The following is a 20,739-nucleotide window of genomic DNA, read 5'->3' as shown; positions in this document are numbered from 1 at the left end:
TATGACCGCACGTGAAACTGTGGTTCCAGTTTTACTTGAAAAAGTGTACAAACTGATTCAAGACAAACTTGACCTTGCTCATCGACCTCTCGTAACTCAACTTGCTCAACACTTGTTTAGTAATGTTTCTCACGACGATTTAACTCAGAGAAACGAATCCGATTTATACGGTGCTGTAGTTAGCTTATGGCATCACATCAATGAAAAGAAAGCTGACCAAATCTCTGTTCGTGTTTTTAACCCGACAGTAAGTCGTCAAGGTTGGCAATCTACTCACACTATCGTTGAGATAGTCGTACCAGATAGCCCATTCCTTGTAGACTCTGTAAAAATGGCGCTGACTCGCCTAGACCTTTCTTCTCACCTTATGCTTCACAATCCAACACAAATCTCTCGCTCTGATAAGGGCAGTGTTGTCGGCGTTAGCAATAACGAAGGTGCATTCCAATCGCTTTTCCATATCGAAGTAGACCGTCTTAGCAGCAAAGCTGAAATGACAGCGCTCAAAACGGAACTACTGGATATCTTTACCGATACTGGTTTAGTCGTGAACGATTGGCTGAAGATGGTTGAAAAACTTGAGCAAGTAACGAATCAAGTTGAAAAGCAAAAAGAGAGCATTCCTGTAGACGGCCAACGCTTTGATGAGACGTTGGCGTTTCTTCGTTGGTTAGGCGAGCACAACTTTACGTTTATGGGCTACAAGGAATATGACCTTGTTTCTGTAAATGGCGACACAGAACTACAACCGACCAAGGAGCAAGGTCTTGGTTTGTTTGCGAATTCAGATCGTGTGCGTAACGTTAAGCTGTCTGAGTTTTCGGATTCGGCACGTCTTGAAGCAAAAAAACCGTATGTACTTATCGTAACCAAGGGCAACACGGCTTCACGCATTCACCGCCCAGCTTACAACGATTACATCGGTATTAAGAAATTTGATAAGAACGGTAAGGTCATTGGTGAGCACCGCTTTACTGGTCTTTACACTTCTGCCGTTTATAACCAAACCGTTGAAAGCATTCCTCTTGTTCGCGAGAAAGTAGAGCGTATCTTAGATGCGAGTGGTTACCGTGAGGGTTCATACTCTTACAAAGCACTGCACAATATTCTAGAAAACTATCCGCGTGATGAACTGCTTCAAGCTCGAGAAGAAGAGCTACTAGAAGTCGGTACCGGTGTCGTACAAATGCAAGATCGCGATCTTCTGCGCTTGTTTGTACGCAAAGACCCGTTTGGCCGTTTCTTTAGTTGCATGGTTTACGTAACCAAAGATCGTTACAACACCGAGCTTCGCCGTCAAACACAACGCATCTTGAAGCAGTACTTTGGTTGTGAGCAGGAAGTGGAATTCACAACATACTTCTCTGAAAGCCCGCTAGCAAGAACGCACTATATTGTTCGTGTTGATAACAACAACATGGATGTGGACGTGAAAACAATTGAGCAAAATTTAATGGAAGTATCGTCTACGTGGGATGACCGCCTATCTGAATCAATCGTTGCTAACTTCGGTGAGAGCAAAGGTCTTCCGTTATCGAAAGAGTACATGCGTGCATTCCCACGTTCGTACAAAGAAGACATGATGCCTGGTTCTGCTGTTGCAGACATTGAGCGTCTAGAAGCACTAAGTGAAGACAACAAACTTGGCATGCTTTTCTACCGTCCTCAAGAAGAGGCTACCGACTCTAAAGCCGTTCGTTTGAAGCTGTTCTACCACAGTGATGAGCCAATCCACCTGTCTGATGTGATGCCAATGCTTGAAAACTTTGGCTTGCGCGTTATTGGTGAATCACCTTATGAAGTGCGTAAAACCAACGGGGTGACTTATTGGATCCTTGATTTCTCGATGCTGCATAAGAGTGATAAGACGATTGATCTTCGTGAAGCTCGCGATCTTTTCCAACAAGCCTTTGCGGCAATTTGGGAGGGTGAGTTAGACAGCGATGGTTTCAACCGCTTGGTATTGGGTGCGGGTCTTTCTGGTCGTGAAATCTCAATCTTACGTGCGTATGCGCGTTACATGCGTCAAGTGGGTTTCCCATTCAGCCAACAATACATTGAAGACACATTGTCTCATTACCCAGATCTAGCGAAAGGGTTAGTGAGTTTATTCGGCAAGCGTTTTGACCCTAAATTGAAAGGCAGCGCGAAAGGCCAACAAGATCTTATTAAGAAGATCACTGAACAGTTGGATCATGTAGAAAGCTTGGATGATGATCGTATCATTCGTCGTTACATGGAAATGATCACAGCAACGCTTCGTACTAACTACTATCAGTTAGACGACAACAAACAATCTAAACCTTGGTTGGCTCTGAAAATGAGACCAAGCGAGATCCCAGATATCCCAGCGCCGGTTCCTGCGTTTGAGATTTTCGTTTACGCACCAGACATTGAAGGTGTGCATCTACGTGGCGGTAAAGTCGCTCGTGGTGGTTTACGTTGGTCAGACCGTCAAGAGGATTTCCGTACTGAGATTCTAGGCCTAGTTAAAGCACAGCAAGTTAAGAACACAGTCATTGTACCGGTTGGTGCAAAAGGTGGTTTCGTTTGTAAGCGTCAGCACACTATGTCTGGCCGAGACGAGATCTTCGCTGAAGGTCAACGTTGTTACAAGCGCTTCATCCGTGCACTACTAGACGTATCAGACAACATCATTGAAGGTGAGGTTATCCCACCTAAGAGTGTTGTTCGTCACGATGAAGATGATCCGTACTTGGTTGTTGCTGCCGATAAAGGTACCGCAACGTTCTCAGATCTCGCAAACTCAGTATCTGCTGAATACAACTTCTGGTTAGGCGATGCGTTTGCCTCTGGTGGTTCTAACGGTTACGACCATAAAGCCATGGGTATCACGGCGAAAGGTGGTTGGGAATCTGTTAAACGTCACTTCCGTGAAATGGGCATCAACTGTCAAACAACGGACTTCACCGCTATCGGTGTCGGTGATATGGCGGGCGATGTGTTTGGTAACGGCATGCTGTTGTCTAAGCATATTCGTATGCAAGCCGCGTTTAACCACATGCATATCTTCATCGATCCGAATCCAGAGTCAGCATCAAGCTGGGTAGAGCGTGAGCGCTTGTTTAATCTGCCTCGCTCAAGCTGGGAAGATTACAATAAAGACCTTATTTCTCAAGGTGGTGGCATCTTCTCTCGTCGAGCGAAGTCTATCTCTTTGACGCCTGAAATTCAGAAAATGCTGGGTACTAAGAAAGCATCAATGGCACCGAATGACTTGATCAAAGCGATCTTGTCTATGCAGGTTGATCTTCTTTGGAATGGCGGTATCGGTACTTACGTTAAGTCTTCAAACGAGACTCATACAGATGTTGGTGACCGTGCAAATGACGTGCTTCGTATCGATGGCCGTGACCTAAAAGCTAAGGTTGTTGGTGAAGGCGGTAACTTGGGCATGACTCAACTGGGTCGTATTGAATACGCGCTAACGGGTGGCCGCGTTAATACTGATTTCGTTGATAACGTTGGTGGTGTTGACTGTTCAGATAATGAAGTAAACATTAAGATCTTCTTGAATGGTTTGGTGTCTAATGGTGATCTAACCGTTAAACAACGTAACCAAGTGCTTGAATCGATGGAAGATGAAGTGGGCGAAATCGTACTAGACGATGCATATTGCCAAGCTGAGTCTATTTCGGTTACTGAGCATCAAGGTGTTGGCTTAGTAAAAGAGCAAATCCGCTTTATTCATACAATGGAAAAAGCAGGGTACTTGGATCGTGGTTTGGAATACATCCCTGATGACGAAACACTGCTTGAGCGTGAAAAGCAGGGCCAAGGCCTAACAAGACCTGAGCTTTCTGTACTTGTCGCTTACGGAAAAATGGTGCTTAAAGAAGATCTTGTTAGTGATGATATCGCTAATGATGAATTCCATGCTCAACAGCTTATGCAGTACTTCCCAACTGCGTTACGTCGTAACTACTCTCAGCACATGGACAATCATCCACTACGTTCTGAAATCATTGCGACGGCACTGGCTAACCAAATGGTTAACGAGATGGGTTGTAACTTCGTTACTCGTCTGCAAGAAGAGACGGGCGCAAATATTGTTGATATTGCCAATGCTTACGCAGCATCACGTGAAATCTACGGTCTTGGCCATGTTCTGAAGAGCATTCGTGAACTGGACAATGTTTCAAGCTCTGAAGCTCAATATGAATTGATCTACCATGTTCGCCGTACACTTCGTCGTTTGGCTCGTTGGTTGCTAAGAAACCGTACCGGTAAACAGTCAGTGAAAGCATTGATTGAACTTTACCAAGGTGATGTTCTTACTATCACAGAGAAACTGGATGAAAATCTAGTGGCTTCTGAAGTAGAAGAGCATAACGCAATGGCACAGTTATGGATTGACCAAGGCGTAAACGCTGAGTTGGCTAATTCAGTTGCGCGTTTGTCTAGCTTGTACTCAGCACTGGATATATCCACAGTGGCTCGTGAGACGGGTAAAACAGTACAACAAGCGTCTAAGCTTTACTTCAATCTTGGTGATCGTTTATCTCTGCACTGGTTCTTGAAGCAAATCAATGGTCAAGCTGTAGATAACAACTGGCAAGCGCTGGCTCGTGCAGCATTTAGAGAAGATCTGGATTGGCAGCAACGTCAGCTAACTGGGCAAGTGCTTAACTGCGGTTGTGCTTCAGACATCGATGTGATTAAAGCGCTTGATGATTGGATGGAAAGTAACTCTGTTTCTCTACATCGTTGGGAAAGTATCTTGAACGAATTCAAAGTGGGTTCGGTTCATGAGTTTGCCAAGTTCTCAGTAGCACTGCGTGAATTGATGTTATTGAATCTAAACTGCATGTCGACAGATTAGTGATTAGATAAAACGAAAGACACAAGGGCAGGCCATAAGGTCTGCCTTTTTCGTTTCTATAAAGTGGCATCAATAGGTCTAACGATTTTTGACGGACCCACTTCGACGGACACCTTGTTTGTTGTTAAAAGAGCGGATGGCTGTAATATGCTAGAGACTAGAGACTAGAGACTAGAGACTAGAGACTAGAGACTAGAAATGAGTAAACTGACTGCTGAAACGATAACGTTTGCTTAATAATAAACCTCATTCGCTAACAAACTCGATTATCTTACCCTTACAGACAGTAATAGATTGAATAGTTGGGTAAATAAGTAAATAATATCGCCCCGTTTACACGGGGCTTTTTTCTATCGGAGGCACAATGCTCTACCGTCTAGCCAGAACTGGCTTTTTTCAACTTGATGCCGAAAAGGCTCATGATCTTGCAATTCAAAATTTCAAACGCTTCACTGGCACACCTATTGATCTTTTGTATCGCCAACAATTACCTAATCGACCTGTAGAGTGCATGGGTCTTACTTTTAAAAACCCAGTTGGCCTAGCTGCCGGCCTAGATAAAAACGGCGAATGTATTGATGCATTTGGCGCAATGGGTTTTGGTTTCGTAGAAGTAGGAACGGTGACTCCTCGTCCACAAGCAGGTAATGACAAACCACGTCTGTTCCGTCTTGTTGAAGCTGAAGGTATTATCAATCGCATGGGCTTTAACAACCTAGGCGTAGATAACCTAATTGAGAATGTTAAGAAGTCTAACTATGACGGCATCTTAGGTATCAATATTGGTAAGAACAAAGACACGCCAATTGAAAAGGGCGCAGAAGATTACATTATCTGTATGGAGAAGGTTTACCAATACGCGGGTTACATTGCGGTAAATATCTCTTCACCAAATACTCCAGGACTTCGTTCGCTACAATACGGCGAAGCACTTGATGATCTGTTGTCTGAGCTAAAAACCAAGCAATCTGAATTAGAAGCGAAGCATGGTAAATATGTTCCTCTTGCTCTTAAGATTGCTCCGGATCTAAGTGATGACGAAATTAGCCAAATTTGTGAATCATTGATCAAAAATAAGATCGATGGTGTGATCGCAACAAACACAACATTGGATCGTTCAATCGTTGAAGGCATGAAGCATTGCGATGAAGCGGGTGGCCTAAGCGGGCGTCCAGTTCAATCTCGCAGTACGGAAGTGGTTCGTAAACTTCACGAAGAACTTGGTGACGCATTGCCGATCATCGGGGTAGGTGGTGTTGATTCGTATGTTGCTGCAAAAGAGAAAATGATGGCAGGCGCGAAGCTTGTACAAGTTTACTCTGGTTTCATCTACAAAGGCCCAGGTCTTGTAGGCGACATCGTTAAAAATTTATAGCCCCCGAAAACCAGAGCTTTTATAAACCCAGTGCTTATAACCTCAGAGCTTATATAAACAGAGTTATCAAAAAGATCTGGTTATCTTAGGAAAGTTATAATTTGGCATCGTCTTACTAAAAGAGACACTGTAACTCACTGAGTTGTAGAGAGAAGCGATAAGAAAGAGGAATTCATTTCCTCTTTTTTTTTGCCTATTGCTCAGTAAAATTACTGTAATTGAAGGTAATTTTGCGTTTTACCTAATGGAATGGTTCAACAGTGTGAGACGAAATGATGCTTAAACCTAGCGATACATGGAGTTGGTATTACGATGAGCAGCAATGTTCATTAATGCTAAACCTCGGAGAGGATATGATTTTCAAAACGAATCTGGTCCGCAATAAGCTGGTGGACTGCGCGTTTAGAGATAATGAATTCACCGTTGATGACGCATCTTCATACCAAACCTTCAAAGAACAAATTTCTGGCTTAGAATTGTCTGAGCCTCGCCAAGCTGAACTCGCACTATATTGCGTGGCAGCAAAGCGCTTCCACAAGCCTGTACAGCCTAAAAGCTGGTTCTTCGATTCACAAGGCGCTGGCCACGAATCTCCTCAAGAAGGGGATATCGTACAAATGAATAACGAGCACAGCCTAGGTTACTTCATTGTATTAGAGGTGGGAGAGTGTGCGAGCCTATGTGCATTTGTCGACTTAGAAGAGTTTCTGCTCACACCGTCAAAAGGGTTACGCTTTGGAGACTCGATTAAGGTGATGCACGATAGGATGGTAGACGCGAACTCTATTCTTCATTTTCATCATACACATATTGCAATGGTCGGTTAATTCCCCAGTTTAGTTCATCATTTCTAACACGCATTGCAACGCATAAACCTATCAAACCTTCCTTAGAATCGGCTCAATAGCCGATTTTTTTGTGCCTAAAAACCCTCACTCAGATAAATACTTTACCGCTTAACTATTTAATTAGTGAACTTGTGACTGTTTTTTCATCTTAATTTCTGCCTATTTTCATCGCCAGAAGTGTAAATTACCTCCTTTTATTCCCTGTTTTCGCGCTTTTGTAGCTAACTTTCAGTCTTAAATTGACTCTGGTATATACCAGTTTTAAGTTGAATATAAATTCACACCGCCGCATTGGTCGATGTTTGGTCATAAATTGTGCTGATTCGATAAGTCTTATGTTCTAAGGGGATGTGGGTAAGCGATCGCTTCATGACTGTGTGTTTGCTAGCCAGTTAGTCGAAAGATTCAATGAAAAGACAAGTTTAGTGTGATGCTCTAATAACAAATTCAGGTATAATCGAGCTAATTTTTATCAATAAAAGAACACTATGAATCAATATCTAGCGGTTACCTCAAACGGCCTTGAGAATTTATTAGTTGAAGAACTAACCCAACTAGGGATTACAAATGCAAAACCTGTTCAAGCAGGTGTTAAATTCAAAGCGACCAATGAGCAAATTTATCGTTGTTGTTTATGGAGTCGTTTGGCTTCTAGATTTGTACGTGTCCTTTCTGAATTCACTTGTATGGACGACATGGATTTGTACCTATCAACCACCGCGGTTAACTGGGTAAATCAATTCCATAGCTCTAAGCGTTTTGTTGTTGACTTTAACGGTACAAACAACGAAATCCGTAATAGCCAATACGGTGCGATGAAAGTAAAAGATGCCGTTGTTGATAGCTTTGAGAAAAAGTCTTTGCCTCGTCCGTCTATCAGCAAAGAAAATCCAGATATTCGTATTCACGTTCGTCTACATCGTGATAAAGCGATTCTTGGTGTTGATATGGTGGGTAGCGGTCTTCACCAACGTGGTTACCGTCCAGAATCAGGCCGAGCACCATTGCGTGAAACCCTTGCTGCTGCGATTCTTCTTCGTAGTGGCTGGGACGCAACTAAGCCTTTCCTAGACCCAATGTGTGGTTCAGGTACGTTAGTGATCGAAGCGGCAATGATGGCTGCGAACATGGCTCCAGGTGTTAAACGCCAGAAGTGGTGTTTTGAATCACTAGAAGATTTTGAACCAGAACTGTGGGCTGAAGTGAAAGCTGAAGCGAACGTTCAAGGTCGTCGTGGCGTTAAGAAAGTAGAGTGTAAGTTCTATGGCTACGACAATGACGAGCGCATGATCAAAACAGCGCGTGACAATGCTCGTCGTGCTGGTGTTGAAGAGCTGATTGAATTCGAAGTAGGCGATGCTGCAAAGCTTAAGCGTCCTACAGAGTTTGCTGACGGTGTGATTGTTTCTAACCCACCTTATGGTGAGCGTCTTGGTACAGAGCCAGGTCTTATTGCACTTTACACAGCATTCGGTGCACAACTTAAAGCGGAATTTGGCGGTTGTAACGCGTCTATCTTCTCTAGTTCTGACGAACTGCTTAGCTGCTTACGTATGCGTGCAGACAAACAGTTCAAATTGAACAATGGTGCGTTACCGTGTCACCAAAAGAACTACTCAATTTCAGACCGTCCGATGTCAGAGCGTCCAACGGGTGAACAAGAGCAACTTATTGCTCCAGACTTCGCAAACCGTCTTAAAAAGAACATCGGTAAAATTGGCAAGTGGGCTAAGAAAGAGCAATTAGATTGTTACCGTATCTACGATGCGGACTTACCAGAATACAATGTAGCGATTGACGTATACCCAGGTCACCTAGTGATTCAAGAGTACGCAGCACCTAAAGATGTACCGGAAGAGAAAGCAAAACGTCGCTTAACCGATATCATCCGTGCTTCTATTCAAGTCACTGGCGTTGAAGCAAACAACGTGGTTCTTAAGGTTCGTCAGAAGCAGAAAGGCCGATCTCAATATCAAAAAATGGCTCAAGACTCCTCTAACCTAGAAGTGAACGAATACGGCGTTAAGCTGATTGTTAATCTTCATGACTACTTAGATACGGGCTTGTTCTTAGATCATAAGATCACTCGTCGTCGTATCGGCGAAATGGCTGCAGGTAAAGATTTCCTTAACTTATTTGCTTACACAGGCAGTGCATCTGTTCATGCTGCTGTGGGTGGCGCACGCTCTACAACAACCGTTGACATGTCTAATACCTACCTTGAGTGGGCAAAACAGAACATGGAGCTTAACGGCCGTGTTGGTCGTCAACATCAGTTTGTTCAAGCTGACTGCTTACAGTGGTTGGTTAAAGAGCAGGGTTCTTACGACCTGATCTTCATTGATCCCCCAACGTTCTCAAACTCTAAGCGTATGGATCAATCTTTTGATGTTCAGCGTGATCACATTCAATTGATGGAAAACCTTAAGCGTCTTCTTCGTGAAGAAGGCACGATTGTGTTCTCTAACAACAAGCGTCACTTCAAAATGGATGTAGAAGGCCTAGAAGAGTTAGGTCTCAAAGCTCAGAACATCTCAGCTAAAACGCTTCCATTGGACTTCTCTCGTAACAAGCACATTCATAACTGCTGGTTGATTACGCATAAGTAATTAAGAGATTGTATAAGGATATAGCGTGCTGACTCTCTACAGTACAGAAGGGTGCCATCTATGTGAGATGGCATTCAAACTCACGGAACAGTTAAACATTAGCCATCACGTCAACGTTGTTGACATTGCATTTGATGATGAGCTCTTTTCCCGTTACGGGGTCACTATTCCGGTGCTCAAATTTGAAAGCTCTGACTTTTCTCAAAGCTCAGAGCTTAACTGGCCATTTGGCTTGTTAGAACTTAATGATTGGTTAAAAAAGAATGGCATTACTTACAATTCATAACGGGCAATTAGCGTTTGGCGATCACCCGTTATTAGATCGTGCGGACTTTGCACTGCAAGAAAACGAACGTGTGTGTTTAGTAGGGCGCAATGGCGCGGGTAAGTCTACGTTGATGAAAATCCTTTCAGGGAACATCATCATGGACGACGGTAAGATGCAAATCACACAAGATGTGGTTGTGTCTCGCCTTGAGCAAGATCCACCGCGTAATGAAGAAGGCACCGTTTATGATTACGTTGCTGGTGGCCTAGCGGAAATCGGCGAACAGTTGAAGATCTACCATGATCTTTTGGATCTCATTGGTACTGACCCTAGCGAAAAGAACTTAAATCGTCTTACTCGTGTGCAAGAGCAGTTGGATCATGCCAACGCATGGCGTTTCGAAGATCGCGTAAGTAACGTAATGGCGGCGCTTAAACTCACTGCTGAAACAAAACTGACGGATTTGTCTGGTGGTTGGCAACGTAAAGCGGCGCTTGCTCGTGCGCTTGTATGTGACCCAGACGTGCTTCTACTCGACGAACCGACTAACCACCTAGATGTTGCGACAATCGAATGGTTAGAAGGTTTCCTGAAAGACTTCCGTGGTTCAATCATCTTTATCTCGCATGACCGTGCTTTCATCAAATCGATGGCAACTCGCATTGTTGATCTTGATCGCGGCAAGCTGAGCTCGTTCCCTGGCGATTACGAAAACTACTTGCTAGAGAAAGAAGAAGCGTTACGTGTCGAAGAGATGCAGAACGCTGAATTCGATAAAAAGCTTGCTCAAGAAGAAGTGTGGATTCGTCAGGGTATTAAAGCTCGTCGAACGCGTAACGAAGGCCGTGTACGTGCACTTAAGAAGTTGCGTGAAGAGCGCATCAATCGTCGTGAAGTGCAGGGTAAAGCGGTTATTCAGATCGATGATGGTCAACGTTCAGGCAAGATTGTATTCGAAGCAGAGAATCTTAACTTTGGCTTTGAAGGCAAAGAGATTGTTAAAGATTTCAGCTTCAACATTATGCGTGGTGATCGTATTGCTCTGATCGGCCCTAATGGCTGTGGTAAGAGTACCGTACTTAAGCTGCTTCTTGATCAGCTTAAGCCTGATTCAGGCCGTCTGCATTGTGGTACTAAACTCGAAGTGGCTTACTTCGACCAATACCGCGAAATCCTAGACCCTGAGAAGTCAGTAATTGATAATCTGGCGGATGGTAAGCAAGAAGTGACAGTAGGCGGCCGTGAGCGCCATGCACTGAGCTACCTACAAGATTTCTTGTTCTCTCCTAAACGTGCTCGCACTCCTGTGAAGGCATTGTCTGGTGGTGAGAAGAACCGTCTGTTATTAGCTCGTATTTTCCTTAAATCTAATAACTTATTGATTCTCGATGAGCCAACCAACGATCTAGATATCGAAACTTTGGAACTTTTAGAAGATTTGCTTGCCAACTATCAGGGTACGCTTCTTTTAGTGAGCCACGATCGACAGTTTGTTGATAACACGGTTATGACAAGTTGGATCTTTGAAGGCAACGGCGTTGTTGAAGAATTTGTTGGTGGTTACCACGATGCTCAGCAACAAAGAAAACAAGCTTTAGAGTACCGACAGGTTGAAAAGCCATCAAAGCCAGAGAAAGTAGTTGAGGAAACTCTCAAAACTGCGCCAGTTAAGGCTAAAGCTAAGAAGTTATCGTATAAGCTACAACGAGAACTAGAAGCGCTACCTTTGCGTTTGGAAGAATTGGAAACTCAAATTGAAACTCTTCAGGAAGAAGTCAACGATCCTAGCTTCTTTTCAAAACCTGTAGAGCAGACACAACCAGTATTAGATAAGCTATCTGCAGTAGAGCAGGAGCTTGAAGTTGCTTTTGAGCGCTGGGAAGAGCTCGAGGCACTACAACAGGAAAGTTAAGAAGTAATCATGACTTGTAATAAATTTAAATTAACAACAGTTGCAGCCATAGTTTTGGCTGCAACTAACGCGAATGCTGCACTGTACAAGATAGTTGAAGTCGAGACTCCTAGCTCAATTGTCGGAGCTTCTGAAACGTTTGGTGTCGCGATTCAACCAGCGGCGGTTACCGGAACTGAAAGTTGTTTTACCACCGGTACTATTGGTGGTGTCGCTTGTGATAGCTTTAAGCTAGCAGGTGAAACACGTAATTCACTTGAAGCTATTAGTTACCGTGAAGAAGTTCCTTTCGCTATGGACGCTGTCTTCCAATATTTACAAGAGTTCGATGACTTCAAAAACTATTGTAACCGTGAACTAAGATATTCCACATGTGAAAGCTGGGCGAAAACTCGCTGGGAAGATACTTGGGTTAAGGAAAGAAATAACCTGAGTTATGTAAATGCAAAGGCATTTATAGAAGGCGGGGCAATACTCGATACTCGCAATACAGTGATTAACTCTTTAGACAAAGATGCCAACCCACTTGGTGTTAAGTCTGAGGGAACTATCCGTAACAATGCAATATTTACAACGACAGCCAAGCCTGCAGGATCTTCTGAGACTCGAGCATGGAAAGCTATCACGGCGAGTAACGGTACTGTTTACAATGTAGGTAGTGTGTCTACTAGTGAAACCATTACGGCGACGTCAACGCCGGATCCTGTATTTAGTTCAAAAGCTGCTATTTGGGATGGTACGAATACCAAGCAAATCGATTGGACTCGTGGTGGAACTGCTAGACAAGGTGATTACTATGCTCAAGGTAGCATGCGTTCAATTGCCGAATCGGATACTAAGTTTTATGGCGTAGGCTACAATACTGTTGATGGTAGCGGCGATCTGCAAGATATGAATGCATCTGTATTCATCAGTAAATCTCTGGACTTAGCTGACAGCGCGAATACTTGGACGACCAAATCAATTGAGGGGGCTAAGGTCAACTCTAACTCGTCTAATGATTACAAATACAGTAACTCTGTAGCGACCGATATCAACAAAAACTTGTTTGTTATTGGTAACTCTAAGCGTAATGGTCGAGTGCCTGAAAATGGTAGCGCAGGCAGTAAGATGTTCGTTGTTACTGATGCTTCAGTTGCGACTCCAACAGCGACATACCTAACGGGTGGTATCTTCTTTGCTGGTTCGAGTGGTGAAGCTAGAGCAGTTAACAACTTCAATGAAATTGTTGGTCAAGTTGACGCAGAAACAACGCGTGAAGTTGATGGCAGTGAGCGTAGACACCGTGGCTTTATTTATCCATATCAAGCAACGGGTACTGACCCATCAAGAATTGATCTGTTTCAGAACAAAGCTTGGTTTCTAGATGATCTAACGAACGATGGCAACGTTTCTGGAGAGAACAACAAGTTCCGAATCATTGATGCTTCAGGCATCAACGATGCGGGTGTTATCTCTGCGACTGCTATCAAATGTGTTGTTGGCGGCACACCTAAACCATACGATACAACGTCTCACAACTCATACTGTGGCGGTGCTGCGTCTAATGCGGTTGAAAAGGTTGTTGCGGTTAAATTGATTCCTATCCAAGGTAAAGGTAAGAGCGATATCCAAGCTCGTAGTACTGATACAGCAAAGGTCGATCGTAAAGGCGGTAGCTTAGGTTGGTTCGCTTTGACTGTACTCGGCTTATTAGGGTTCCGTAGAAAATTTAAATAATTTCATCTCTTGAGCCCGAGTTCACAATTCTGAATTCGGGCTTTTTTTTCGCCTTGAGAAAAGTGAAAAACTGGTCGACTCTTAAAGTTGGAGTCACAAAAACTCCGCAAAGTTGTAATCATTGTATGTTAGTAAATAGAACACCCGTATGAGGACTGCACTATGAAGAGACAAAAGCGTGATCGACTAGAACGAGCACAATCTCAAGGCTACAAAGCTGGTATAAACGGTAGGTCACAAGAAGCTTGCCCATATAGCCAAATGGATTCTCGGTCTTATTGGTTAGGTGGTTGGCGTGACGCCAAAGGTGATAAGCAATCAGGTCTCTATAAATAGATAGGGCGGAACATATTCAAAGATCAAGGCTCCATTGCTGGGTACAGGAGTTGGAGCCTTGTTAGTTTCTGAGTGGGCACATAATTTAGATAAAATAAATGTAATGGCGTATAGAGCTAGTGCTTAAGCTGATAGTGATAGCGGAATACACAGTTGCTGGTGGACTAATACAGTACAGTTTCGGGATAAGAAAGTTTGTTTAACCAGTACACCCTAGTGCACTATAACTAAATATATTGGAGTAAAAATAAAGCAGCCATTGGCTGCTTTATTAAAATCTAACTACGTTATTCTAATTAAACAGTTGGATTAGAATGCTGACGTATCTTGGAAAAGGCCAACTTTCAAATCTTTAGCAACATAAATCTCTTTGCCATCAACAAGTACGCGACCATCTGCAAGGCCCATAACTAGGCGACGGTTAACAACACGCTTCATGTGGATTTCGTAAGTCACTTTTTTCGCTGTAGGTAGGATTTGACCAGTGAATTTCACTTCGCCTACACCTAAAGCACGGCCTTTACCTTTGCCGCCAACCCAACCAAGGTAGAAGCCAACAAGCTGCCACATTGCATCAAGTCCTAGACAACCAGGCATTACTGGGTCACCAGGGAAGTGACAGTCGAAGAACCATAGGTCAGGAGTAATATCCAGTTCAGCAAGAATCAAACCTTTACCGAAATCACCTTCAGTCTCAGACATTTTAGTGATGCGATCCATCATCAACATGTTCGGTGCTGGTAGTTGAGGACCTTCAGGCCATAGTTCGCCTTGGCTTGATGCTAGAAGATCTTCGCGAGTGTAAGAATCACGTTTGTTTTGCATTATCAATTACTCCAATTTTTGATAGGTGCATATTAGTGAACAGGTGTACGCTAAACAAGTCCGATCAGTACTAGACAAACCAGTTTTTAATGCGTCCAACAATTCCAATAGGGTGCTCATGTCTTTCAAAGTTTTCAATACGTTCCGCAATTTTGCTCAGAACGCTTTCTTGTTCATCGTCTCTAAATGGTGCGTTCATAATAAGAGGAATAGCTTCATCTACATTAGAGACAGACCAAATATGGAATTCTTTGTTTTTGATGCTTTCAATTAGGTCAGGCTTCAGAGCAAGATGTCGTAAGTTAGATCTTGGAAGGATCACACCTTGCTCGCCTGTTAATCCGTTGTGTTTACACACATGATAGAAGCCTTCGATTTTCTCGTTTAGCCCACCAACTGCTTGTACACGACCGAATTGGTCGACAGCACCAGTTACCGCTATTTGTTGATTGATAGGGTATTCCGACAAAGCGCTGACCAAAGAGCAAAGCTCAGCAAGAGAAGCACTGTCGCCGTCAACTTCGCAGTATGATTGCTCAAACACAACAGAAGCAGCATAGGGCAACGGATCTTCAAGGTTTAATGCGCTGCTTACAAACGCTTGCATGATCATCATACCTTTGGCGTGAAGGTTACCACCGAGTTCCGCTTTGCGCTCAACGTCGGCAATATCACCATCACCAAAGTGGATAACACATGAAATTCGGGCTGGTTCACCATACGATACAGGGTGTCCTGGTACATCGATAACCGTCAGACCATTAACTTGTCCAACTTGTTCACCCTCGGTTTCGATAATAACTTGGCCATCTCGAATATCATCAAGAGCACGTTCAGGTAAGTACGATTCGCGGTTGTATTTGTGTTGTTGTGCTTGCTGAATATGGTGACCATCAATCTCACCATGGTCGGCTTCAATCAAAGCTTCGTTCAATAACGCATTGTGCCAAATCGGGCATAACGGTATATAGCTTTGGTCTTCAGTTTCTCTTGCTCCAGCAGTAAGAATGCCTGTCACAGCTTGTTGCGTGATGTTTGGCAGTTCATAACGTTGTTGGAGCCATTTAAGGTAACCAAGATATTGAGTCAACGTCTCTTCTGTTAGCTTTATGTCTTGTTCAATTTCACTGAATAGGCAGAAACCGGTTTGAATATCACTGTCTAGGTAATCAAGATCGCCGAGTTGAGCTCGGTCTCCAACCACAATCAACTTAATATTGTAGGTAAGCGGTAAAGATGGAGATTGGTTTAAGTGTTCAGGGTTGCTACTGATGGGCTCTACGGCCTCACCAAGAAGTGCAGATTTAAGCAGTAACCAGCTTCCCGGGTTTGCTAGAATCAAGTTGGCTGAAACAATCAGATAACCATTGTTCGCTCTAGCCAGTAAGCCAGGCATTGTCGCAACGACTTGGCCGTCTTTTGATTGAACTTGGTCAAACAGAGAGACAGCATTTAAAGACTCAGTTTTTATTACTGGTAACGTGTGATCATCTAGAGCAGTTACTAAAGATTCAACAATCATTTGACGATAGATCGAATTGTCCGGAGCGTTGACAAGTAAAACACGCGAAAGATTGGACAAGCGGACAAAGCGGGTTAGCGCATCGTTGAATCTATGTTGAATGTCTGAAAATGGGAAAGGCGAGATGTCAGGGAATTGCTCTAATTGAGCGCTATATTCGTCGTACTGAGGCGTAACATGTCGCCAATCTACTAGAGTCATTTAAGTTTCTGATTATGATAATGAGGTAGGGAGTATATAGAAAAACCGATCTCGCTTGTAGCTCTATGTTGTAGTTACTAATCACTAAGCTAATATAAGTATGATCTTGGTCTATTCTTTCAAGACAACAATTGTTAAATAGCCTATTTTGGGTTACGCTGTCACTAGGATTAACTCTCGAGATTAGACATGAAATATCAGCAACTTGAAAACTTGGAATGTGGTTGGAAATGGAACTATCTGGTCAAAAAATGGAAAGAAGGCGAGTCGATCACCTGCCATATTGATTCAAGTGAAGCTGACGTTGCTGTACAAGCCTTATTGAAGCTTGAACACCAACCAACAGGTGTTCTTGAGTGGATATCTGACAACATGTCTCCTGAGCTCGATAACAAGCTTAAGCAAGCGATCCGAGCTAAGCGAAAGCGTCACTTTAATGCTGAACAAGTTCACACCAAGAAGAAATCAATCGACCTTGATTATCGTGTATGGGAAAAGCTATCCCAGCGAGCGAACGAGCTAGGTTGTACGCTATCAGATGCTATTGAGTATTTGGTGAGCGAAGCATCTCGCAGTGAACAGGCCAGCAAGACAGTAACCAATCTTAAAGAAGATTTAAGCAAGCTCCTTTCTGACGATAAATAATCATCAACAGTAGTGGTGACATTATGATGTATGTAATCTTAATCGGTGCAGCGTTGGTTTTTTGGTTAGTCGCGGTTGATAGGCCGGTATTGAAAATCAAATTTAACGATGGGGCGATCGAACAAGTTAAAGGTCATCTTCCACCGAGCTTTAAGCACAACCTTCAAGAGATTGGCCACAACAACACTTTTAAAGGTGAATTAAAAGTGTACGCAAAGCGCTCTGGTTATAATCTCAAGTTCACAAAGGATGTACCTAAGAACGTGCAACAACGTATTCGTAATGTATTCCCACATAACGGCTTCAAATCTAAAGGCTCAAAGAAGGCGTAATGGTCAAGAATTACGTCTTATCTTGTCAATTTTCATACTAAGTTAGTTCTTCGCTTGCCTTAACCATCGTCATACTGTTCTCAGTTCCAATAAAGGAGAACAGTATGAGATATCTAATCCTTTTGTTGTTTTTTTTATCCCTAGTCGTATTTCCCGACGATGCATTGGTTAATCCCGTAGCCAAAAAAATCAAAGCGACGGTCATGAAAGGCCTAAAAAAGAGCAATGTTGAAATCGATGGTTATTGTGACCTGATGATTGAAATGAAGCACTCCAAAGGTTATACAAAAATCAAGAGAGTGAGAACATCCGGCGATAGTAAAGCTTGTAGACAGGCGAAACAGCACTTACCAACCAAGAAACAGTTCAAATACAGTTTCCCAGAGAAATACATCCGACTTCATATCACAAATTGACCAAACTAATGCACTATAACTAAATGGTATTAATATGATTGCTTAAAATGCCAATGAAAACGAGTGAATTACGGTGAACTGAGTTAGATGCCAGTTTGTTGCACTGTCACCTTATATAAGCAAATATGTCTCGTAGGGCGTTCATTTTACTGATATCTATTTAACAGAACGTGCCAAATGTACACGAATCTTGTTTAGCGACAGCGTGTTTAACGGGGATGCCGAGGTGTTGGCAAGTCATCAGTACCTTTAGTTTTCTATCGGCAGGAGCGTGTTCTGAGAGAATCACAGAGCTTATACACTCTTTATTCAGATACAGCTTGTTGCCAATAATCTCTTCATTGGGCAGTACCCAGCGATATTCTTTTTCGTAACGCCAGTTTGAATGTTTGATTCCAAGTAAGCTCGCGGCTAATCTCGATGCTTTTAAGTCAACTAGCGAAGGAGTACTAAGCATGCTTGGGTTGTCAGCATACTGAACTTCAAAGCAATTGAGATCTGCCTCACCGTGATAACAGTTAAGATCATACTCAATACACATACCTTTAAAGTTATCACCATACTGAGACCAAAGTATGGGATGGTCATTCGATTGAGAGAAGCACATAACCTTGAAGTCATTCTGAAGTTCTTTGTTGAACAGGTGATGAGATTCAAAAGGGTTATTAAAGGTCTTCGCGGAATCAAACCACAACGAACACTCGGATATCGATTGTATGTTTCTATCGTGAAGAGATCTGAACTTATAAAGTTTAGGCAACATATCAAACACCTGGTTTACAACATTGTCTGATGTTAACACTATAATTCATAATGTAAGCGTGAATGCATAGTGTTTGCTTGCTTAGTCACCAAGTTTAATCATATAACTGATTGATAGATCAAAATTTAAACACGAAATAGCAGCCTGTTTGAGTGATTTATCTTGCAGTAGCGCTGGTTTTTCTAATAAGTTGCAACGTAACTTTATATTGGTGGAGGAATATGCCTATATTTGGAGGCAATGTAAAGGAAGTTAAGTGAACCAATAGTGGCAAATCCGACCTCAAAGAGATCGGACTATTTGCAATGTTAGGCTAGTTGACCGCAATAAATTGGTCTAGCCATTGAAGGAACTTTAGAAATGGTATCTTGCACCAATGTATGCTGTTTTGGATGAAACATCGATGGATTCTATTTCAATATGTGCAGAGCGGTAACCGATATGAACGTCGATGTTATCGGTAATTATTGCGCCAAATTCTCCACCGATTTGGTAAGCGGCCTCAGATTTAGAATCTGAGAGTCCAAAGGCTTTGATTTCCGTATCAATAGATCCAACGCCTGCTAACAGGGAGACATACAAATCCAAGACGTCACCTTTAACGATGAATTTGGGTTTAACATTCACGAAGAAGGCTTGGCCTTCAATATCCATCATTTGAGCAAAGTTAACTTTGCCAATTTTTCGGTACTCCGCTTCTAATCCCAGCTTTACTACATCGTGTGTATTGAACTCATAACCGCCAACTAAGTTATAACTCAAGTCAGCTAGATCAGAAGAATCTTCAATTTTGCTACCGCGGTATTCTAATTCGGTTTCATTGTAAAATCCGACATCAACACCTGCATAAAAATGACCAAGATCTTTAGCTGCTGTGTCATTTTCATTAGCAAGCGCGTATGAACTCATGCCAAAAGCGGTGAATAGTGATAGGGCAACCATACCGATTTTCATATTAAGCCTTTATATAATAAGTTATTGATTCCTTGAATACCTTACCAAATGTAGAGCTTTTAAACTAACAATGGTTTTGTGTAACCATCTGATTTTATGAACTTATACCAATCCGGAAAATTAACTGATCAGGTTTATCCAATCCCTTCTGCTCATTTTTGTGACACGATCTTTGCACTCAAGAAATTCATTCCAAGCGCGACAAACCTTGGAAACAATGTCGTTATAATCCGTGAAACTTTGATTCGCTAGATAATGTTGTCGCAACCAACTCCAAACTTGCTCTATAGGGTTAAGCTCTGGCGAGTAGGGAGGAAGCTTAATAGTACTGACGTTATTAAATTCTCTCGCAATATCATCGGTATGCCAGCCTGCACCATCCATTATAACGACAGCATGACGTCCTTTTTCTGTAGCCTTAGATATCTGCTCTAAGTGATTTGTCATTATGTCCTTGTTAACCCAAGGAACCACTATGGCTTCGCCAATTCCTCTTTCAGGGCATACCGAACCAAACAAATAAGCGTATTCAAATTGCTGTTGTTTTACCACGCGAGGCCTCGTTCCACGAGTCGCCCAAAGACGTGTCGTTGTGTTCTGCTGACCAAACCTAGCTTCATCTTGAAACCAGACATCAACACTCTCTAGCCCGATATGGCCGGGGATCTTAAGGATCGTTTCTATTTTGAATTTTTTTAAAATCGTCTTGGATTTGCTGTGATTGTTTAGGGTGTTTGGAGCGAGAAGTTATCCAAGAGAAGCCCATGTGGTCGAGGAGATAATAGATAGAATTAGGGTGGTAGTATTTATCAAAGTTTTTCACGATGTAGTCATGTATATCGCTCCCGACAAGGCGCCCGCCTGAAGGGGACTCTGCTTCTTTCTTAATGAATGCACTGAGTTGTTTTCGTTGTTCTGCATTGAGGTATGCAGGTCTGCCTGTGCGAGGTTTTTCTTGAAGCCCTTCCAATCCTTCTGCAAGAAATACTTGAACCCATTTGTTTACACTAGTTCGACTGACTTTAAGGTATTTGGCAATTTGAGTGCGCGAGTGACCTTCTTTGAAGTGGGCTAGTGCTAGCAAGCGAACCTTCATTTGAATGGTTTTTTGTTGGCTTGCTAGCTTTTTAAAATCAGTATTATTAAGGCTATCCATGACGATTTTCTGTAA

The 20,739-nt window shown here is 42.7% G+C and carries 16 protein-coding genes; 11 read left to right on the top strand and 5 right to left on the bottom strand.

What is annotated here, in order from left to right:
* Position 1 precedes the first annotated feature (1 nt).
* The 8 genes from K08M4_RS07810 (at position 2) to rmf (ending at position 13,910) form a co-directional block, all read left to right on the top strand.
* The gene (locus K08M4_RS07810) at positions 2-4,843 is read left to right on the top strand and encodes an NAD-glutamate dehydrogenase (protein ID WP_086049472.1); all 4,842 of its coding nucleotides are present in this window, start codon (positions 2-4) and stop codon (positions 4,841-4,843) included.
* 364 nt (positions 4,844-5,207) lie between these two features.
* The gene (gene pyrD, locus K08M4_RS07805) at positions 5,208-6,218 is read left to right on the top strand and encodes a quinone-dependent dihydroorotate dehydrogenase (protein ID WP_086049471.1); all 1,011 of its coding nucleotides are present in this window, start codon (positions 5,208-5,210) and stop codon (positions 6,216-6,218) included.
* A gap of 272 nt (positions 6,219-6,490) precedes the next feature.
* The gene (locus K08M4_RS07800; protein ID WP_086049470.1) at positions 6,491-7,045 is read left to right on the top strand and encodes a cell division protein ZapC; all 555 of its coding nucleotides are present in this window, start codon (positions 6,491-6,493) and stop codon (positions 7,043-7,045) included.
* Positions 7,046-7,554: 509 nt separating this feature from the next.
* A complete protein-coding gene (gene rlmKL / locus K08M4_RS07795) occupies positions 7,555-9,675 on the top strand; it encodes a bifunctional 23S rRNA (guanine(2069)-N(7))-methyltransferase RlmK/23S rRNA (guanine(2445)-N(2))-methyltransferase RlmL (RefSeq protein WP_086049469.1) in 2,121 nt (706 codons plus the stop codon).
* Positions 9,676-9,700: 25 nt separating this feature from the next.
* On the top strand, positions 9,701-9,961 hold the full coding sequence (locus tag K08M4_RS07790; RefSeq protein ID WP_012603885.1) for a glutaredoxin family protein: 261 nt from the start codon (positions 9,701-9,703) through the stop codon (positions 9,959-9,961).
* The gene (locus tag K08M4_RS07785) at positions 9,939-11,855 is read left to right on the top strand and encodes an ABC transporter ATP-binding protein (RefSeq protein WP_086049468.1); all 1,917 of its coding nucleotides are present in this window, start codon (positions 9,939-9,941) and stop codon (positions 11,853-11,855) included. The genes K08M4_RS07790 and K08M4_RS07785 overlap by 23 nt, the downstream gene beginning before the upstream one ends.
* Before the next feature lie 9 nt (positions 11,856-11,864).
* Positions 11,865-13,574, top strand: coding sequence for a DUF3466 family protein (locus K08M4_RS07780; protein WP_086049467.1), 1,710 nt, complete (start codon positions 11,865-11,867; stop codon positions 13,572-13,574).
* 162 nt (positions 13,575-13,736) lie between these two features.
* On the top strand, positions 13,737-13,910 hold the full coding sequence (rmf, locus tag K08M4_RS07775) for a ribosome modulation factor (RefSeq protein WP_009846667.1): 174 nt from the start codon (positions 13,737-13,739) through the stop codon (positions 13,908-13,910).
* A 309-nt stretch (positions 13,911-14,219) separates the two neighbouring features.
* Here the strand turns inward: rmf and fabA are convergent, their stop codons facing one another.
* Together fabA and K08M4_RS07765 are read right to left on the bottom strand one after the other, a co-directional pair.
* The gene (gene fabA / locus K08M4_RS07770; RefSeq protein ID WP_010440782.1) at positions 14,220-14,735 is read right to left on the bottom strand and encodes a bifunctional 3-hydroxydecanoyl-ACP dehydratase/trans-2-decenoyl-ACP isomerase; all 516 of its coding nucleotides are present in this window, start codon (positions 14,733-14,735) and stop codon (positions 14,220-14,222) included.
* A 70-nt stretch (positions 14,736-14,805) separates the two neighbouring features.
* A complete protein-coding gene (locus K08M4_RS07765; protein WP_086049466.1) occupies positions 14,806-16,458 on the bottom strand; it encodes an AAA family ATPase in 1,653 nt (550 codons plus the stop codon).
* 189 nt (positions 16,459-16,647) lie between these two features.
* Between K08M4_RS07765 and matP the strand changes: the two genes are divergently transcribed.
* The 3 genes from matP to K08M4_RS07750 all read left to right on the top strand — a co-directional run bounded on the left by matP (position 16,648) and on the right by K08M4_RS07750 (position 17,851).
* Positions 16,648-17,103 carry a macrodomain Ter protein MatP gene (gene matP / locus K08M4_RS07760; RefSeq protein ID WP_009846670.1) on the top strand — a complete coding sequence of 152 codons (456 nt, stop codon included), beginning with the start codon at positions 16,648-16,650 and terminating at the stop codon, positions 17,101-17,103.
* A gap of 23 nt (positions 17,104-17,126) precedes the next feature.
* Positions 17,127-17,435 carry a DUF3634 family protein gene (locus K08M4_RS07755; protein WP_012603889.1) on the top strand — a complete coding sequence of 103 codons (309 nt, stop codon included), beginning with the start codon at positions 17,127-17,129 and terminating at the stop codon, positions 17,433-17,435.
* 104 nt (positions 17,436-17,539) lie between these two features.
* A complete protein-coding gene (locus K08M4_RS07750; RefSeq protein ID WP_086049465.1) occupies positions 17,540-17,851 on the top strand; it encodes a hypothetical protein in 312 nt (103 codons plus the stop codon).
* 160 nt (positions 17,852-18,011) lie between these two features.
* Here the strand turns inward: K08M4_RS07750 and K08M4_RS07745 are convergent, their stop codons facing one another.
* From K08M4_RS07745 to K08M4_RS21960, 3 genes are all read right to left on the bottom strand, one after another.
* The gene (locus tag K08M4_RS07745; RefSeq protein ID WP_086050405.1) at positions 18,012-18,614 is read right to left on the bottom strand and encodes a DUF2971 domain-containing protein; all 603 of its coding nucleotides are present in this window, start codon (positions 18,612-18,614) and stop codon (positions 18,012-18,014) included.
* Between the two features lie 354 nt (positions 18,615-18,968).
* Positions 18,969-19,568 (bottom strand): outer membrane beta-barrel protein, encoded by a 600-nt coding sequence (locus K08M4_RS07740; RefSeq protein ID WP_086049464.1) that lies wholly within the window; start codon positions 19,566-19,568, stop codon positions 18,969-18,971.
* 120 nt (positions 19,569-19,688) lie between these two features.
* A protein-coding gene (locus K08M4_RS21960; RefSeq protein WP_157665735.1) for an IS630 family transposase occupies positions 19,689-20,724 on the bottom strand; the annotation gives its coding sequence in 2 pieces (ribosomal slippage) (positions 19,689-20,264 and positions 20,266-20,724; 1,035 coding nt in all).
* Positions 20,725-20,739: the final 15 nt, after the last annotated feature.

The organism is Vibrio syngnathi (assembly GCF_002119525.1).
In the GTDB taxonomy this organism is placed as follows: Bacteria; Pseudomonadota; Gammaproteobacteria; order Enterobacterales; family Vibrionaceae; genus Vibrio; species Vibrio syngnathi.
The sequence above is the reverse complement of the archived record's forward strand: the minus strand, read 5'-3'. Positions and strand labels throughout refer to the sequence as shown.

What these genes read in the sequence shown, in the direction of transcription:
- K08M4_RS07810 (WP_086049472.1), top strand. Translation starts at nt 2, where the DNA reads ATGACCGCACGTGAAACTGTGGTTCCAGTTTTACTTGAAAAAGTGTAC.
- pyrD (WP_086049471.1), top strand. Translation starts at nt 5,208, where the DNA reads ATGCTCTACCGTCTAGCCAGAACTGGCTTTTTTCAACTTGATGCCGAA.
- K08M4_RS07800 (WP_086049470.1), top strand. Translation starts at nt 6,491, where the DNA reads ATGATGCTTAAACCTAGCGATACATGGAGTTGGTATTACGATGAGCAG.
- rlmKL (WP_086049469.1), top strand. Translation starts at nt 7,555, where the DNA reads ATGAATCAATATCTAGCGGTTACCTCAAACGGCCTTGAGAATTTATTA.
- K08M4_RS07785 (WP_086049468.1), top strand. Translation starts at nt 9,939, where the DNA reads ATGGCATTACTTACAATTCATAACGGGCAATTAGCGTTTGGCGATCAC.
- K08M4_RS07780 (WP_086049467.1), top strand. Translation starts at nt 11,865, where the DNA reads ATGACTTGTAATAAATTTAAATTAACAACAGTTGCAGCCATAGTTTTG.
- rmf (WP_009846667.1), top strand. Translation starts at nt 13,737, where the DNA reads ATGAAGAGACAAAAGCGTGATCGACTAGAACGAGCACAATCTCAAGGC.
- fabA (WP_010440782.1), bottom strand. Translation starts at nt 14,735, where the DNA reads ATGCAAAACAAACGTGATTCTTACACTCGCGAAGATCTTCTAGCATCA.
- K08M4_RS07765 (WP_086049466.1), bottom strand. Translation starts at nt 16,458, where the DNA reads ATGACTCTAGTAGATTGGCGACATGTTACGCCTCAGTACGACGAATAT.
- matP (WP_009846670.1), top strand. Translation starts at nt 16,648, where the DNA reads ATGAAATATCAGCAACTTGAAAACTTGGAATGTGGTTGGAAATGGAAC.
- K08M4_RS07755 (WP_012603889.1), top strand. Translation starts at nt 17,127, where the DNA reads ATGATGTATGTAATCTTAATCGGTGCAGCGTTGGTTTTTTGGTTAGTC.
- K08M4_RS07750 (WP_086049465.1), top strand. Translation starts at nt 17,540, where the DNA reads ATGAGATATCTAATCCTTTTGTTGTTTTTTTTATCCCTAGTCGTATTT.
- K08M4_RS07745 (WP_086050405.1), bottom strand. Translation starts at nt 18,614, where the DNA reads ATGTTGCCTAAACTTTATAAGTTCAGATCTCTTCACGATAGAAACATA.
- K08M4_RS07740 (WP_086049464.1), bottom strand. Translation starts at nt 19,568, where the DNA reads ATGAAAATCGGTATGGTTGCCCTATCACTATTCACCGCTTTTGGCATG.